This window comes from Pseudomonas mangrovi, assembly GCF_003052585.1.
Lineage (GTDB): Bacteria > Pseudomonadota > Gammaproteobacteria > Pseudomonadales > Pseudomonadaceae > Aquipseudomonas > Aquipseudomonas mangrovi.
Genome location: NZ_QASN01000011.1, coordinates 66,618 through 80,787 on the forward strand (window position 1 = coordinate 66,618; position 14,170 = coordinate 80,787).

Below are 14,170 nucleotides of genomic sequence, written 5' to 3' on the forward strand. Positions count from 1 at the left end.
GTGAGGATGCGTCGGTTTGCGCGGCGCTTCTGGCCAGCGGCTCAGAAGCGTTCCTGCGGGCTGAGGTAGCGCCACTGTCCGCTCGGCAGCTTGCCCATGGATACACCGCCGATGCGGATGCGCTTGATCGACACCACCCTCAGCCCGACGCTGTCGCACAGGCGCTGGATCACGCCGGGGCTGGGGTTTTTCAGGGCGAAGCGCAGGCGGGTTTCGTTCTGCCAGCTGACCTTGCAGCCGGGCAGCGATTCGCCCTTGATGGTCTGGCCGCGCTTGAGTGTCTCCAACCCGCTGGGTGGCAGCTCGCCAATCACCTCGACCACGTACTCCTGCTCGAGCTTGTAGGCGTCATCGGTGAGCTTGCGCTGGGTGCGCCAGTCCTGGCTGAACACCAGCATGCCTTCGGCGTGGGGCTGCAGTGGCAGGCTGGCCTGCAGGCGCAGCAGGTGGCCACGCAGGGCGCGGACGCCGGAGGGGTCTTCCGCCCAGCGTGACCGCGGCTGGAACAGCGCGAGCAGATCGTCCACGTCGCCCTTGAAGTCTGCCGGCTGGTTCAGCAGCAGGGTCGCCGGCTCCAGGGGCTTGGCCTCGGCACCGGGCAACAGTACTACCGCCTGCTGCTCGCTGACCTTGAACTGCGGCTCTTCCACCACCTCGCCGTCGATGCTCACCCAGCCGCCTTCGATATACAGCTCGGCCTCGCGGCGGGAGCAGCCGGTCAGCTCGATCAGGCGTTTGGACAGGCGGATGGGTTCACTCATGGCAACGGGCTCGCGTCAAAAAAGGCCGCCAGTGTAGCCCGGCCGCCGTTGCCTGGGTGATTTGCGCTCGGGCTCACTCCGCGCTGACGCGAAAATCCACCCCGCTGTCCGCGGCCTTGTGGAAGTCCAGCAGGTAGCTGCTGCGGCGCCCGCATCCGCTGACCTGCCAGCGCTCGCGGGCGAAGGCCAGGCTGTCAGGGCTGTCCAGCTGGAAGCCGAGGATCTCCGGGCTGACCTGCCGCAGCTGGCGGCATTGATGCAGCACCTCGACATGGCGCAGCGCATCGCGCCGCAGCACCGGATCGGAGACGCTTTCGCCCGCGAAACGCGGTGAGCCGCAGCCGCACAGGCTCAGCGCCAGAATGCACAGCAGGGTAGAGCGGCAGGCACCGGCAAAGCGGATTCTCAGAGATTCCATCCTTGGATTCCTCGATTGAAAAGCTGGACAGGCAAGCGTGATGCAGTGTGGCCTGGATTGCTGCCAGCGCCAGTCAGGCGGTGGCGATGCGCGCGAATATCTCGTTGGCTTCCTTGAGCAGAACCGGCTCGCCCAGGGCCTCGATCATATCCGCCGGCAGGTGGCGTGCAGTTTCGGCACGCCCCAGCAGCGGCGGGCAGTCGCCGGCCATGTACAGGGCCAGATGGCCTTCGCGCAGTATCGCCAGCAACGCCTGGTAGAGCGCCGGGTCATCGACCGGCCGATTCACCGAGAAGTGGCTGGTGCGCGGTGCGCTGGTGTCCAGGTAGACATAGGTGCAGGCCATGCCTGAATCATCGTAGGCCAGGCGCAGGCCGTCGGGGTCGATCGCCAGGGTATGGGCAGCGAAGGCGTTGATCACCACCTCGGTTGGGAAGCTGGCCAGCTCGCCGTTTTCGAAACAGCCGACAAACAGATCGAAGCTCATTTTCGTCAATGGTCCTTGAAGCGTTCTCGAGGTGGGCGGGCTCAGGCCGCTGCATGCGCCAGCGTGACCAGCAGGGCGATCCACATCCCGACCAACAGCAGCGAGCTGGACAGGAACGCCACCAGGCGATGCAGGACCTTGTTGTAGGTGCATTGCACCAGGCTGTGCAGATAGCGCAGGGCGACGAAGCCCCAGGCGCCGACGATCAGCCACTGGGGAATGCTGCCCAGGGCGAGCGCAGTCGCGCTCAGCGCATAGAACAGGACCGGTACTTCGAAGAGATTGCGGAAGTTGTCCGAGGCCTGCACCCGCTCCAGTCGCGCGGCGAGCTGCAGGGACGTGGCGGCGGCCTGCGGGTGCACACGTTTCTCGCGCATCTCGGCGATTCGCACGAAGAGCATGCGCAGACCGACAAGCATGACCAGCACCACCATCGCGAGATTGGCGGCGACCAGCAGGAGCGCGTTGTTCATGAGGGAGATCCTTTTCGCAGGCAGGGCAGGAAGGTGCCGGCATTAAAGTAAAGGCGCCGTCGGGAGCGCAATGGCCTGCTGCGCAGGTTGCAGGCGTCGTCGCGGTTTTTCGCAGGGATATAGGCGGGGGCGTGCGAATGATCCTGTAGTCAGGCCGTGCCGGGTTGCCAGGGATAGTCCATCTGCCGCGCCGTGGCGCTGGCCAACGCTGACGAGCACAGCCGCTCGACCAGGTGCAGGCACATGTCGATACCGGCGGCGATACCGGCGGAGGTGACCCGGCGGCCCTGGTCGATCCAGCGGGGGCCATCCTGCACCTGCAGCGCCGGAAACATCGCCGCAAGGTCGGCCTGGTCTTCCCAGTGGGTGGTCACCGGCCCGTCCTCGAGCACTCCCGCCTTGGCGAGGATGAAGGCGCCGGTACAGACGGAGGCGACCAGCTGCGCCGACTGGCTGCAGCGCCGCAGCCATTGCAGCACTTCGGGCTTGTGCAACTGGGCGTCGATCACCCCGCCGGGAACGATCAGCACATCCACTGGTGGGTGGTCGTCGAGTCGATGATCCGGCGTGATGCGCAGGCCCGCGCGGGCCCGCACCGGCTGCAGGGTCTCGGCAATGGAAAAGGTCGTGAAGGGTTCGGCCTGCTGGGGGTGGAGCCGCCTGGCCACCCGGCTGCAGGTGGTGAACACCTCGAAGGGGCCGGCGAAATCCAGCGCCTCGACCTCCGGGAAAAGGAAGATTCCGACAGTGCGGTTCATGCGCGCCTCCTTGGCTGGCGGCCATGCGACAGGGGAGGGCGAACAATGGCGAAAGTCGCCTGCCGCATCAAGCAATCAACGCAGGGGCAGAGCGGTGCCTCTGGATAGCTGTCAAGGGCCAGGCACGCAGACGCCCCCCGGTAGCGGCGGACCGCTAGCGGGGGCTGCCCAGCCTATTGCGTGCGGGTCACCCGCCAGACCACATTGGCCAGATCGTCGGCGACGATCAGCGCACCGCGCGGATCGACCGTCACGCCCACCGGGCGGCCACGCGTCTTGCCGTCGTCGCTGCGGAAACCGGTCACGAAGTCCACGGGCGGCCCGGAGGGCCGTCCGCCGCTGAAGGGCACGAAAACAACCTTGTAGCCGACCGGCTCCTTGCGATTCCAGCTGCCGTGCTCACCGATGAAGACACCGTCGGCAAAGGCCTCGCCCATCACCTCGCTGGAGAAGGCCAGGCCGAGTGCGGCGACGTGTGAACCCAGCGCGTAATCCGGTTTGATCGCGGCGGCGACCTTTTCTGCATCCTGTGGCTTTACCCGGGGGTCGACGTTCTGCCCCCAGTAGCTGTAGGGCCAGCCGTAGAAGCCGCCCTCGCGTACCGACGTCAGGTAGTCCGGCACCAGGTCCGCTCCCAGCTCGTCACGTTCGTTGGCCACCGCCCAGAGCTGGCCGGTCCCCGGCTGGATCGCCAGCGCGGTTGGATTGCGCAGGCCCGTCGCGTAGGGCTTGTGGGCCCCGGTTGCGGCGTCGATCTGCCAGACCATGGCCCGGTCGACCTCGGCGGCCATGCCGCGCTCGGTGATGTTGCTGTTGGAGCCGATGCCGACGTACAAGTAGCGCCCGTCCGGGCTGATCGTCAGCGCCTTGGTCCAGTGATGGTTGATCTCCGACGGCAGCAGGGTGACGCGCGTGGGCGGGCCGCTCGCGCGGGTCTGGCCGTCCTGATAGTCGAAGCGCACCAGTTCATCCTGGTTGGCCACGTACAGATTGCCCTCGTGCAGAGCCAGGCCGTAGGGCGCGTCGAGATCCTCGGCGAACACCGTCTGCAGCTCGTAGCTACCGTCCCCATCGGCATCGCGCAGCAGCGTCAGGCGGTTGCCGCTTTTTACCGAGGTGGTGCCCTTCGACTTGATGAAGCCGGCGATCACGTCCTTAGGCTTGAGCTTCGGCGCACCGCCGCCGCGACCCTCGGCGACCAGGATGTCGCCGTTGGGCAGCACCAGCGTCTGCCGCGGGATCTGCAGATCGGACGCGATGGCCGTGACCCTGTAGCCCTGCGGTACCGTGGGCACCTGATCATTCCAGGGGGTCGGCTCGGCGATGGTCATGCTCGGCAGCAGTCCACGCTGCGGCTCGGGCAGCTGTGGCTGGGCGCCAAGGGTCTGGTCGAATTGGCTGTCCTGGTCGCCGCAGGCGGCCAGCAGCAGGGTGATGCTCAACAGTGCCAGCGCATTTGATGGCTTCATGCTTCACCTCCGCTGCGCAGTCCACTCAGGCCGAGCCAGGTTGCGATGCAGGCCAGCAGGCAGACGACGGCCGAGAGAATCAGACCCATCGGCATGGCCGCCCAGGCGTCCTTGGCGTGTTCCAGGGCATTGATGAAGCCCAGTATCCAGGTCGCCAACAGCAACAGGAAGTAGGCCAGCGGGCGGCCCGCGCGGTGTTCGGCGCGCACCAGATTGGCGATTGCGAACAACAGCGCCAGCCCGCAGAAAACCAGCCCCCCGGCGATCAGCCAGGAGGAGAAATTGCTCCACTGGATCTGGTAGCTGCGAAAGTAGGCAAGGTCGCTGAGCAGGGCGCCGAGAAACAGCGGAACCGTGCTGGCAAGAAGTGTTGCGTGCAGCGGATGGGGAATGAATCGGTAGGGACGGTGGCTGATTGCGGTCACGGCGGTCTCCTCTTCGCTGCGACCCCGGACTGCTGCTCAACGCGGGTGTGCTGAGCTGCCCAAGGTCGCTCTGACTGTGCATGCAAGAGGATCGTGCTGCGGCCTGATAGTTCATGATCGCCTGCCGGCCGTGCGGGTCCAATGCAGGCGATGGGGGTTGCCGGTACGGAACACTGGTTCTGTCGCGCGAGTTTGGCGTCGCGCGACCCGGTGTCAGGCGGAGCCGGTGAGTTTGGCTAACAGAATGACTATTCCTAGTAGGGTCAGAATCCCTACGACGGACACTGTGAAACGGGTCAGAGGCGCTGCCAGCTCATGCTCGCCTATCGACTGCCGCGGCCAGTTGCCCAGGCTCAACGCGCGGCATATGGGCCAGCCGACGTACCAGGCGGTTATCTCGAAGAACAGCTCCATGGTCAACCAGATCAGAAATCGAATCAGTAGTCCCAGCGCGCGCAGCGTGGCTTTCAACAGTCCTTCTGCCAGCTCTTCCATTCACAGGCCCAGGCGTATCAGCAGGGAAGAAACCAGCTCGTCGGGCGCGGCCGACACATCGAAAGGTTCACCCAGGGCGGTGTCATTACTTCTACCCAGTGCCTGTCGCTCATGATGACGGTCTGCATCTCGAACGCCTGCTCGTCAATCGCGCGGGCACGCTGGCGAAGGCGGATTCGCCGCAGGTTTTCCTCAAGCGGCAGCTCGAGCAGGAAACAGCGCAGGTCCCTGTCGAGATCGCCGAGGCTCTGGCGCAGCTGGCTGAGCTCATCGGCTGTCTGCCAGATGTGGTTGATGATGAAGTGCTGATAGCCATGTGTCTGGTGGTGCCTGATCAGCAGCGACAAGGTGGCGTGCAGGTAGTCGAGTTCCGCCGCGGGTGCCGGATTGACTGCGATCATCTGATCGCCATCCAGCATCACGCTGGCCTCCAGTCGCTCCATCAGCGCCTCGGCGAGGGTGGATTTGCCAATACCAAGCGGGCCGTTCAGGACGATGATCATGCTTCTCGCCGTGACCTCACATCGACTTGAGTCGCTTGAACCCGATAACGGCCATCCACCCGGCGCCCAGGGTGCAGAGTGCGAAGGCCGGGTAGTGAAGGTAAGGGCTGCGACCCAGACCGAGCAGGCTGTTTTCGCTGGGACCGGAGATCATCAGGTACAGGTTGACGAGCGCCAGCAACACGAAAAACAGGCTGCATATCAGCACGACAGGTTTGGACTGGCTGCCGTTGGTGTAGTCGGTCATTTCTATCTTCCTTCCTTGGTTGTGTGGGGGTGGTTGATCAATCGGATTTCTGGCGAAGAGTGCCGACCGGGCGCGCTCACGGAGCGGATATGCCCAGCAGGTGGCGGATCATTTCAGCGTCGTCGATCCGGTATATCGGCGTGATCATCTTCGACAGCGGCGTGGCGTACCCCGCGGGGTCGAATCGCCAGATGCCCGAATCGGTGTCGGTGGAAATGTACAGGCTGTAACCGAACGTCGAGTAGTCGACACTGCGCCAGGACGCTCTGGGCATCTGCGTCTTGCCGGACCAGAGCTCATGGAACTGTTCCAGCGCCGCCGCCGCTGACAGCTCGGCCACGACCGCGCCTTCACGACTCACGACCCGGACCAGCCGGATGTTGGTGGTGTCAGCCATGTGAGCATTGTCCGCGACGGGGGAGCAGGGTGCGTTCACCGCTCGACCCGGGCCAGGCGGAACAGCGAAGGCGTCATCAGTTGCTGCAAGCGCGGCAAGAGAGCATGAAAAAGCCAAGGCCAGCAACCTGGCTCGCCTGCTACCTGTGGCATTCGTGCGGCAGTGCATAGTTCAGGCTCTTTTTGTTCGGCAGCGCGTCGTGACGGCCGCGCCACCGCTGTCGTGGAAGTCGAAACCAGAGGCCTTGCGTTACTTTGCGTCCTTCACAAAGCTCCCTTCTCACGGGTCGGCGCAGGTGGACGGCCTGCGTGGCGTCTCAAGGTCAGGCCGTCGAGTACAGGTCAGCATTCTTCCGGAAATCGAAGATGGCACGCTCTTCGGAGCGAACCTTGACCCGCGTCGGTGCGTACTGGCGGAGTATCTCTTCGAGTGGAATTTCCTGCCCTTTCGGGAAGGGTGCGCACAGGTAAGGCCGCCCCTCAGCTGACAGAGAAACTGCGGCGCGCATTCGCGTCGATACGCTCCAGGAGCCGTACTCACCCGATGTCAGAAAGACAACGATCGTGCGACCTAGATAGGTCGTTTCGTCCGGTTCGATAGTCTTCAACCGGGCCGCCAACATCACCTCGTCAATCGCCGTCCACGCGAAGGACTGCGTCCGCGCGCCGAGATAGGCCGTAATCGATATTCCGAGGGAGTCCGCAGAGAGCACGTGAAATCCCGGTTCGCCCACAATTCTCCTGGACTCGACAATCAAGCGAAGCATCAGGGCTGTCCCGGCGAGCCCAAAGAAGAAGGAAAATGCAGACAGGAAGACTCGCGGAGCATCGGGTCGCTCACTCAGCAGATACGCGCCAACCGCAACGCCCAGACACGCCAGCCCGGAGGCGCAGGAATAGGCAATGACATCCCACTTCTCGCGGTAGACCAGCAACGCTTTATCGATTTCTTGCCAGCGCAGTCTCATGCCAATCCTGGTTTCGTTGTGGAACGCTTACGCTGCGAAAGTTGGTTGACCGGTTCAAGTGCCGACGCGCTGATTGAGTCTGGCAGTTCTATCGTGGGGATTTCACCTCATTCTGCATCGAAGCTACCGCTCCCTCGGTATCCATCGCCGATCCACCTGGGTGGGTTGTCACGCAGGCCTGCTCGATATTCCAGCAGGGCGCGATTCCAAAGCACGCTGCTTTCGTAAGGGTCGCCGCTGAACTGCTCGGGGTAGTGATGACTCGATCCGCGCGGATGGTATGCCTCACGGCAGTCGATGCCACTGCGCCTTTGCCCGTTCGGGCCAATCGCACACCATGTCGTTGCGTCGGGCGCTGCAGCCCATGAAATGCCATGCTCGAAGCAGGAGAGTGCGCGAAACCGCGGCTCAATGACTGTTTTCCCATCTTTATCTTGAAAGCCCCACAGACCCTCTCGTTCGAAGAAGCGCAATCCGCCCGCGCAGGTCAGCGCCTGTCGGGCGGTAGGCTCTGGGGTAGGGTCTTCAACGCGTTCACCGTACGCATTGATCCAGTATCGATCGTCAGCCGCATCCACTATGAAAGAGCCTTTGTCCGCAGGCCGCAATGCGTCGAAGCTCGGCTTGACCGTGAAGGCTCCGGCGCGATCGATGATTCCCCATTTGCCATCGACCTTTACCGCTGCGTGGTCACCGGAAAACGAATAGCTGCTCTCGAAGCCATTCTTGCCGCGGAGAACGGAGCCGTTCTCCAGGACGACGAACCATTTTCCATGCCGCTGTGCAGAGAAGGGGCCTGGGCACTCCTGCCCGAGTATATGCTTCATATCAAAAGGCCCAACCGGTCTGCCATTCCCCGGTACCCGAAACTCGACACTCTCGCCGCGCCGGATAACGCTCAGGCCGCCAGGGCACTGGAGCAATGGCGTCCCGTCAAGTTGGTCGGGGATCAGGCTCCCGTCGGGCTCGACGCTATGCCAGGTTTTGCCGATCCGGCCCCGTGGCAAGCCGCCTTGCTGGTCAATGTCGATCTCGTCGAAATAGCGGTCGGCGAGCAGCGTGCCGTCGGCGCGCACGATGCCCTCTCTGGACTTGCTGGGGGTGCCATCGGGTTTGTACGGCTGCGCTTCACGTGCATGGCCATATCCGCCACGCCAATAACGTAGATGCGCGAATTTCAGCGGAACGACCAGTTTGCCGTCGCGATCGACGGCGCCCCAGCGTTGGTGGTTGAGGCGTGGCTGGGAAGAGGGTGCATGGCTCGGCGTCGCTGCGACTACCGCATGCGTTTCGCTGAGCGACTGCACGTGATGGTATCGCGGGCTCACTTGCCAGGTTCCGTCGGACCGCAGAAGGCCCCAGAGATATTCGTGCCTTCCGATGCTTTTTCCAGCCCAGATAAGTCCGCGTTCCGGCTTGTCGAAGCGTGCGAATTTAAGGTTCTGATCGGAAAGCCATCCTCTTTGGATATGGAAAAGCCCTGCACCTTGCATTGAAATAAACGAAGAGGAATCGTTAAACGCACCCAATTTTCTGTCAGTGAGCGGACTGTTCTGCTGTCCCTCTCGCAGGGGTTCCGCGAGGAATGTATCGCCGCTAAAAGGGATGATCCGTCTGAATCGAGGCGCAATAACAAGCCCCCCTGATCGATTGATAATCCCTGAAGCGTTGTCTAAACGGATTTCTGCGTATTCATCGGAAAAGCTTCCTGCGTTCTCAAAGCGAGGGGCAATGACGATTTCCCCAGTCGTATCGATAAAGCCATAGAACCCGTCAATGCGAACGGCAGCCAGGCCTTCGCTAAACGGACGCGCCACCTCAAATCGTGGCGGGATATGCTCCTGATGACCGCTTTCTTCGATATAGCCGCAAAGCCGGAAGGGGCCGCTACATCGCGGGATCAGTTCTGGGCTGCCGTTTGCAGCAGGTGCTGGTAAGGGTGCAAGCGAAGCGAGGACAGTGATAGCCAATAGACCGGCGTGCCCAAGCCAACTCCTAAATTCGTCCGTTGAACGCACACCGGATCTCCTTTCAATTCAATATCGCGCCAGCGCGCACCCTCGTCGTGCCAGTTCAAGAGAGGGTGAGAGTACTCGTGCTCAATGAGGGGCCACAGTTACTCCCAGATCACATTGGAGACTCCTGGGATCAAGGGCACCAGTTCAGCGACATGAGCCTTTAGCTTTTCAACTTCAGAAGTAGGATCGATACGCCTAAACAGACGCTGCATCAGCGAAGGCTCTGCCACCGGGAACACAGACCACTCGGTTGTGCTTCCATCCGTGTTGCCGCAGCCGAGCCAAAGCATGAATGGTTTGCGCACGACCATGATCACCCAGCCGAAATCTTCGGGGATCACCCCCTCAACGGACACTCCCCGCTCCTTGAGACGCTCAGCCAACCATTCAGCCAAGGCCTTGCCGAAGCGCCCGGGATTGGTTTGTTCGTCTTCACCGGGAATAGGCTTGAAGAAATCCGTCGTGAATGTAACTTGTGGACCCATGTCTATGACGCCCGGCGTTTGGTTAAGGGGCGGGCTTTAGTCCGCCCCAGTGAGTGAAGCGGTCGAAACAGGCGAGTCCTGCAGCGGAACAAGGCCGATAACAATGCTGATCCACGTGATCGCTTGAGCGCTTGGCCCCCGCTGTGCGAACTACAGAATGGCCAGGGCAAGCAGCCCACCGAAAGGCCGGATATACGGATGCAATCGCGCTGACGATAGGATCAAAAAAGAGCTATTGCTCACTGCTTGTGAGGGGAGTCCATATACATTGTTAGGTGCCTCACTGTGAAGTTGGGCTGGACGCCTTTTTTAGGAGGCCTTTACCCAGAATAAGTGGGGAGTCACCCTGAAGCCCAGGATATATCTCCTCTAAGCTCTCCCAGCTCAAGGAGTCACCCTCCAAGGTGGCTTTTCCCAAAACAATAGTTCCGGTTCTTTCGCTTCTGACGCTGAGAATGGCTGTATTTCCGATAGCTATTCCGTTCACTGATTCTGGGCCGCCCTCATTGATCCTGCCGCAGCCTACGGTGTAGAACTGATGGCTGCCAGTGATGCGCTCGCCAGCCTGTGTGAGGTTGAAATGTGCGGCTCCGCACTCAGCCATTTGCTGTTTCTGCTGCTCGGAGCGGAGGTCAATAGACCACTCACCGCTAAAGTCTTGAGCGTGCGCCGAGGCTGCGCATGAACTGATGAGAAGCACTCGAAGTAGGTATGTTTTCAGCGATTCCATGCTGCACCTAACGTTTGGTTAAGGGGCGGGCGTTAGCCCGTTTCAGTGAGCGTAGCGAACGATTCCCCTCGCACCACCTTCTTCTATAACCAGGAAGGTGATGACACGCGGGGCGAGTCGGGATGAAACGTATAGCAGTTGATCTGGCCAAGTCCGTTTTCCAGGTTGCCGAGAGTATCCATGCCGGGCAGGTGGCGCAGCGCAAGCGGCTGAGCCGTGAGGCGTTTGTTCGGTATATACAGCAGCAGCCGGAACCGGTCGAGTGGCTGATGGAGGCCTGTGGCACAGCTCACTATTGGGGGCGAGTTCTGCAGGCGCGCGGGCATCGGGTGCGGCTGATTCATACGCGTTACGTACGCGCCTATCGGCTGCGCAGCAAGACAGATCGCAGCGACTGCGATGCCATTCTCGAGGCCGGGCGCCGTGCCGACTTACATGCGGTACCTGTGAAAAGTCAGGAACAGCAACTCCTGCAGCAGCTTCACGGCCTGCGCGAAACCTGGAAGAAGAGCCGCACCCAGCGCATCAACCTGTTGCGCGCCATCTTGCGCGAAGCGGGGGTAGAAGCACCGACCAAGACCCGAGAGTTCATTCAGAGTGCACACAGCCTGGTCGAGTGCGAAGAGCTTGCGCCGCTGCGCCCGGAGCTGCATCTGGTCCTGGCCGAGATCAACCTCTACGAGCAGTGCATGGCCGAAAGCGAGGAGCGCATCAAGCGCTGGCATGCCGAGGACGACATCGTCCGCAAGCTCGACGAAGTTAGCGGCATCGGTGTGCTGACCGCCAGCGCGGTGAAGAACGCCGTCGGCCAACCGGAGCGCTTCGCCAATGGGCGACAGCTCAGTGCCTGGCTGGGCATGACCCCGCGTGAGCACAGCAGTGGCCATCGTCGGCGACTGGGGAAGATCAGCGGCCAGGGCAACACCTACGTGCGTACCTTGCTGATCCACGGTGCGCGCTCGGCCCTGCTGGCGGCCAAGCGCTGCCGCAACCGCACACCGGAACGACTGACGCGTCTGCAGCTGTGGGCTGTGCAGACGGCCGACCGCATCGGCCACAACAAGGCGGCGGTAGCGCTGGCGAACAAGATGGTAAGAATCTGCTGGGCAGTGTGGTGCCACGAGCGACGCTTCAGTGGCGACTGGCAGAGTGCAAGGCCCGCCTGACGGCGGGGGTAATCAGCAAGTGGTTTTCTGGTGGTTGTGGTGAGAGGCGAGACTGTCGAAACAGGCGAGTCCTGCAGCGGAACAAGGCCGATAACAATGCTGATCCACGTGATCGCTTGAGCGCTTGGCCCCCGCTGTGCGAACTACAGAATGGCCAGGGCAAGCAGCCCACCGAAAGGCCGGATATACGGATGCAACCGCGCTGACGACAGGATCAAAAAAAGCTATTCCTCACTGCTTGTGGGGGGAGTCCATATACGAGTTGTTAGCCGTTTTTTGACCGGCTAATCAGCCTCTGTAAAGAGAATATCTAGCAATCCTGCGAAATTTTCTGCTACTGGATAAACACCCTCTGGTCCTGGGACCTCATGGAACCAGAAGACCACCGAAGGCTCAATGGCAGAGGAAGAGTACGAGAAGCAAAGATAATCTCCGCCTCCGCCTGCCGCAAAGGGAAGTAAATTCTCCGGAAGATCTTGATGCTTGCGCAGCCTAATAAGAGTGCTCAGCACATTCTCGTGCTCGGAGAACGGATTCAAAGTCATGAGTATGCCGAAGCCAGCAATAAATAGCTCATTACCAACATTTACCCTGAAGCTAGATTTGCTGGGGTAGGAGTTGGGAAACCTCTGAACAATTTCTCGGTAATCGGCTGGGAGATTAAAGCCCGTAATTTTCTCAAAGCCCTCAATTTGTTGGGCTGAAAGAGGTTGGCTTTCACATATAGATGTATCCCATTCCACTCTCACTTCTCCTGACGGCTAACGTTGGAAATTAGCGGCCCGCTTTAGCGGGTCCGCTAGATTGATTTGTTAGCAGGCATTAACGCTCTGCTTTTACTAAATGACCGTAGCTGCCAAATTTGGGAAAAGGCTCCCAGTTAGCGCTTATATCTGTGATGCGCTCTGCACTATCAAGCTTGTGCGAAGGGGAAAACACTTCTCTTCTTATGATTAGCTTTCCATCAAGGCTAAATATGTAGCTAGTACCTTTAAGAACCTTGTCAGAGTTTGGCTCAAATTCACGGTGTGTAGCCATTGAAAGGAAAAGCTTGCCTGGCTCTTCCTCTTGAAATGAGTAAGAAAGTACCTCTCTAAGCTTCTCATCAAGGAAGCCTACCCCGACAAAGCCCCTCTTCACTTCGAGAAAGCAGGTGGGATTGGTATGGGAGCCGATTAGTGCACAGTAAAGCTCACCGCCTTCGTGAAGCGCCTGCGCTTGTACAGCGGTGTACGGTTCTAGAGCACGTTTTTTGGCTCTAAACCAGCCTTTGCAGTAAAATACTTCGGACATTTCTTGCCTGCTAACGTTTGGTTAAGGGGCGGGCTTTAGCCCGTCCCAGTGAGCGCAGCGAACGATTTGAACCATTTGTTAGGCCTTTAAATGATCATGCAATGCTTTGTCCTGCAATAACGCTGGATAATAAATTTTCGAAGCTGTCGAAAGATTCAAGTTTTTCAGAAGGACGACCTAAGTTTGCTATGTGATATTGGTGATCAGCTAGATCAAAAACATACTCGTTGATATTGCCGCTGCCTCCTAGAAAAATAGAGCTGTCGTAATTTCTGTCTAAATTTAGACTAATTAGATCGTCAGTTGATTCGAAAAGCGCATTTTCTATTTGAGCACCATTCGTGACGCGGAGAAATCGAATATAGCCATCAGGAATTGCTCCAGGCAGCTGGCTTGCGGCGACCGTTTGGAGTTCATTGATCTTGCTGTCTGAAGCACTATCGTTTAGATGGACACTATATACATCGTTTTCTACGCAATTTAGCAAGAATGCAATTGGGTCGTTATCGCGAAGGCTCATGTGATTTTCCCCGCAGGGCCTAACGTTTGGTTAAGGGGCCGGCTTTAGCCGGTCCCGAGTGAGCGAAGCGAACGACTTGAACGCATTGTTAGGTGCTGACTGCACTACCTTATGTTCCATAGCCTAAATGTACAGCCTGACTTGCAGTATTGCCCAGGATGCATCCAGCCGCTCTCGATAATTTGCGCTGCCTCTTTGAGGCTACATTGCTTTGCAAATGAAATTATTTGCTCTTTAGTGGTTGTGCCAGGAGCAACGACAAAAAATGGCTCGCCGCATGACTGGCAGTGCTCTGTAGATGCCACATATGCAAGTCCTTCTTTTTCTAGAACATGCTTAAGCCCAACGAACTTTCGCTTGCTAACTGCTAGGTAAGCGCTCCTCCCTAACTCTGACTCTACTTCGCAAGCATGTTTTTCCCACCAGCTCTCAAGCTCCCAAGCTGGGCGCTTGCTCTCAGCGAAACGTTGGATTTCTTGAAGCAGCGCCGTGCGCATTTGAAGCACCTAACGTTTGGCTAAGGGGCCGGCTTAAGCCGGTCCCAGTGAGCGAAGCGAA

General features: G+C 59.8%; 19 protein-coding genes. 1 reads left to right on the forward strand and 18 read right to left on the reverse strand.

The window, feature by feature from the left end; translation table 11 throughout:
• Positions 1-41 precede the first annotated feature (41 nt).
• The 15 genes from DBO85_RS06335 to DBO85_RS19045 form a co-directional block, all read right to left on the reverse strand.
• On the reverse strand, positions 42-761 hold the full coding sequence (locus DBO85_RS06335) for an rRNA pseudouridine synthase (RefSeq protein ID WP_108106382.1): 720 nt from the start codon (positions 759-761) through the stop codon (positions 42-44).
• 73 nt (positions 762-834) lie between these two features.
• Positions 835-1,179 (reverse strand): hypothetical protein, encoded by a 345-nt coding sequence (locus DBO85_RS06340; protein ID WP_108106384.1) that lies wholly within the window; start codon positions 1,177-1,179, stop codon positions 835-837.
• A gap of 73 nt (positions 1,180-1,252) precedes the next feature.
• On the reverse strand, positions 1,253-1,666 hold the full coding sequence (locus DBO85_RS06345; protein ID WP_108106386.1) for a hypothetical protein: 414 nt from the start codon (positions 1,664-1,666) through the stop codon (positions 1,253-1,255).
• Between the two features lie 41 nt (positions 1,667-1,707).
• Positions 1,708-2,139, reverse strand: a complete 432-nt coding sequence (locus DBO85_RS06350) for an MAPEG family protein (RefSeq protein ID WP_108106388.1) — start codon at positions 2,137-2,139, stop codon at positions 1,708-1,710.
• Positions 2,140-2,288: 149 nt separating this feature from the next.
• Positions 2,289-2,897, reverse strand: a complete 609-nt coding sequence (locus DBO85_RS06355) for a DJ-1/PfpI family protein (protein WP_108106390.1) — start codon at positions 2,895-2,897, stop codon at positions 2,289-2,291.
• 173 nt (positions 2,898-3,070) lie between these two features.
• Positions 3,071-4,366 carry a PQQ-dependent sugar dehydrogenase gene (locus tag DBO85_RS06360; RefSeq protein WP_108106392.1) on the reverse strand — a complete coding sequence of 432 codons (1,296 nt, stop codon included), beginning with the start codon at positions 4,364-4,366 and terminating at the stop codon, positions 3,071-3,073.
• Positions 4,363-4,791: a DUF2231 domain-containing protein gene (locus tag DBO85_RS06365; protein WP_108106394.1), complete on the reverse strand. Its 429-nt coding sequence runs from the start codon at positions 4,789-4,791 to the stop codon at positions 4,363-4,365. The genes DBO85_RS06360 and DBO85_RS06365 overlap by 4 nt, the downstream gene beginning before the upstream one ends.
• 213 nt (positions 4,792-5,004) lie before the next feature.
• Complete coding sequence (locus DBO85_RS06370) at positions 5,005-5,286, reverse strand: hypothetical protein (RefSeq protein ID WP_108106396.1); 282 nt, start codon at positions 5,284-5,286, stop codon at positions 5,005-5,007.
• Between the two features lie 17 nt (positions 5,287-5,303).
• Complete coding sequence (locus DBO85_RS06375; RefSeq protein ID WP_108106398.1) at positions 5,304-5,789, reverse strand: Gar/GrdA family gentamicin resistance ATP-binding protein; 486 nt, start codon at positions 5,787-5,789, stop codon at positions 5,304-5,306.
• A gap of 16 nt (positions 5,790-5,805) precedes the next feature.
• A complete protein-coding gene (locus DBO85_RS06380; RefSeq protein ID WP_108106400.1) occupies positions 5,806-6,036 on the reverse strand; it encodes a hypothetical protein in 231 nt (76 codons plus the stop codon).
• A 76-nt stretch (positions 6,037-6,112) separates the two neighbouring features.
• The gene (locus tag DBO85_RS06385; RefSeq protein WP_108106402.1) at positions 6,113-6,433 is read right to left on the reverse strand and encodes a hypothetical protein; all 321 of its coding nucleotides are present in this window, start codon (positions 6,431-6,433) and stop codon (positions 6,113-6,115) included.
• A gap of 322 nt (positions 6,434-6,755) precedes the next feature.
• Positions 6,756-7,400, reverse strand: a complete 645-nt coding sequence (locus tag DBO85_RS06390) for a hypothetical protein (RefSeq protein ID WP_108106404.1) — start codon at positions 7,398-7,400, stop codon at positions 6,756-6,758.
• Positions 7,401-7,507: 107 nt separating this feature from the next.
• Positions 7,508-9,418, reverse strand: coding sequence for a WG repeat-containing protein (locus DBO85_RS19405; protein WP_108106406.1), 1,911 nt, complete (start codon positions 9,416-9,418; stop codon positions 7,508-7,510).
• A gap of 98 nt (positions 9,419-9,516) precedes the next feature.
• Positions 9,517-9,903 (reverse strand): hypothetical protein, encoded by a 387-nt coding sequence (locus tag DBO85_RS06400; protein ID WP_108106408.1) that lies wholly within the window; start codon positions 9,901-9,903, stop codon positions 9,517-9,519.
• A gap of 280 nt (positions 9,904-10,183) precedes the next feature.
• Positions 10,184-10,633, reverse strand: coding sequence for a hypothetical protein (locus DBO85_RS19045; RefSeq protein WP_146168173.1), 450 nt, complete (start codon positions 10,631-10,633; stop codon positions 10,184-10,186).
• Between the two features lie 122 nt (positions 10,634-10,755).
• Between DBO85_RS19045 and DBO85_RS06405 the strand changes: the two genes are divergently transcribed.
• Positions 10,756-11,799, forward strand: a complete 1,044-nt coding sequence (locus DBO85_RS06405) for an IS110 family RNA-guided transposase (RefSeq protein ID WP_108106409.1) — start codon at positions 10,756-10,758, stop codon at positions 11,797-11,799.
• 284 nt (positions 11,800-12,083) lie between these two features.
• Here DBO85_RS06405 and DBO85_RS06410 read toward each other — a convergent pair whose 3' ends face one another.
• From DBO85_RS06410 to DBO85_RS19050, 3 genes are all read right to left on the reverse strand, one after another.
• Positions 12,084-12,542, reverse strand: coding sequence for an SMI1/KNR4 family protein (locus DBO85_RS06410; protein ID WP_158268878.1), 459 nt, complete (start codon positions 12,540-12,542; stop codon positions 12,084-12,086).
• A 79-nt stretch (positions 12,543-12,621) separates the two neighbouring features.
• Entirely contained in the window at positions 12,622-13,092 is a 471-nt protein-coding gene (locus DBO85_RS06415) for a hypothetical protein (RefSeq protein ID WP_083489804.1), read from the reverse strand.
• 94 nt (positions 13,093-13,186) lie between these two features.
• Positions 13,187-13,612 carry an SMI1/KNR4 family protein gene (locus DBO85_RS19050; protein WP_146168174.1) on the reverse strand — a complete coding sequence of 142 codons (426 nt, stop codon included), beginning with the start codon at positions 13,610-13,612 and terminating at the stop codon, positions 13,187-13,189.
• Between the last annotated feature and the right edge of the window lie 558 nt (positions 13,613-14,170).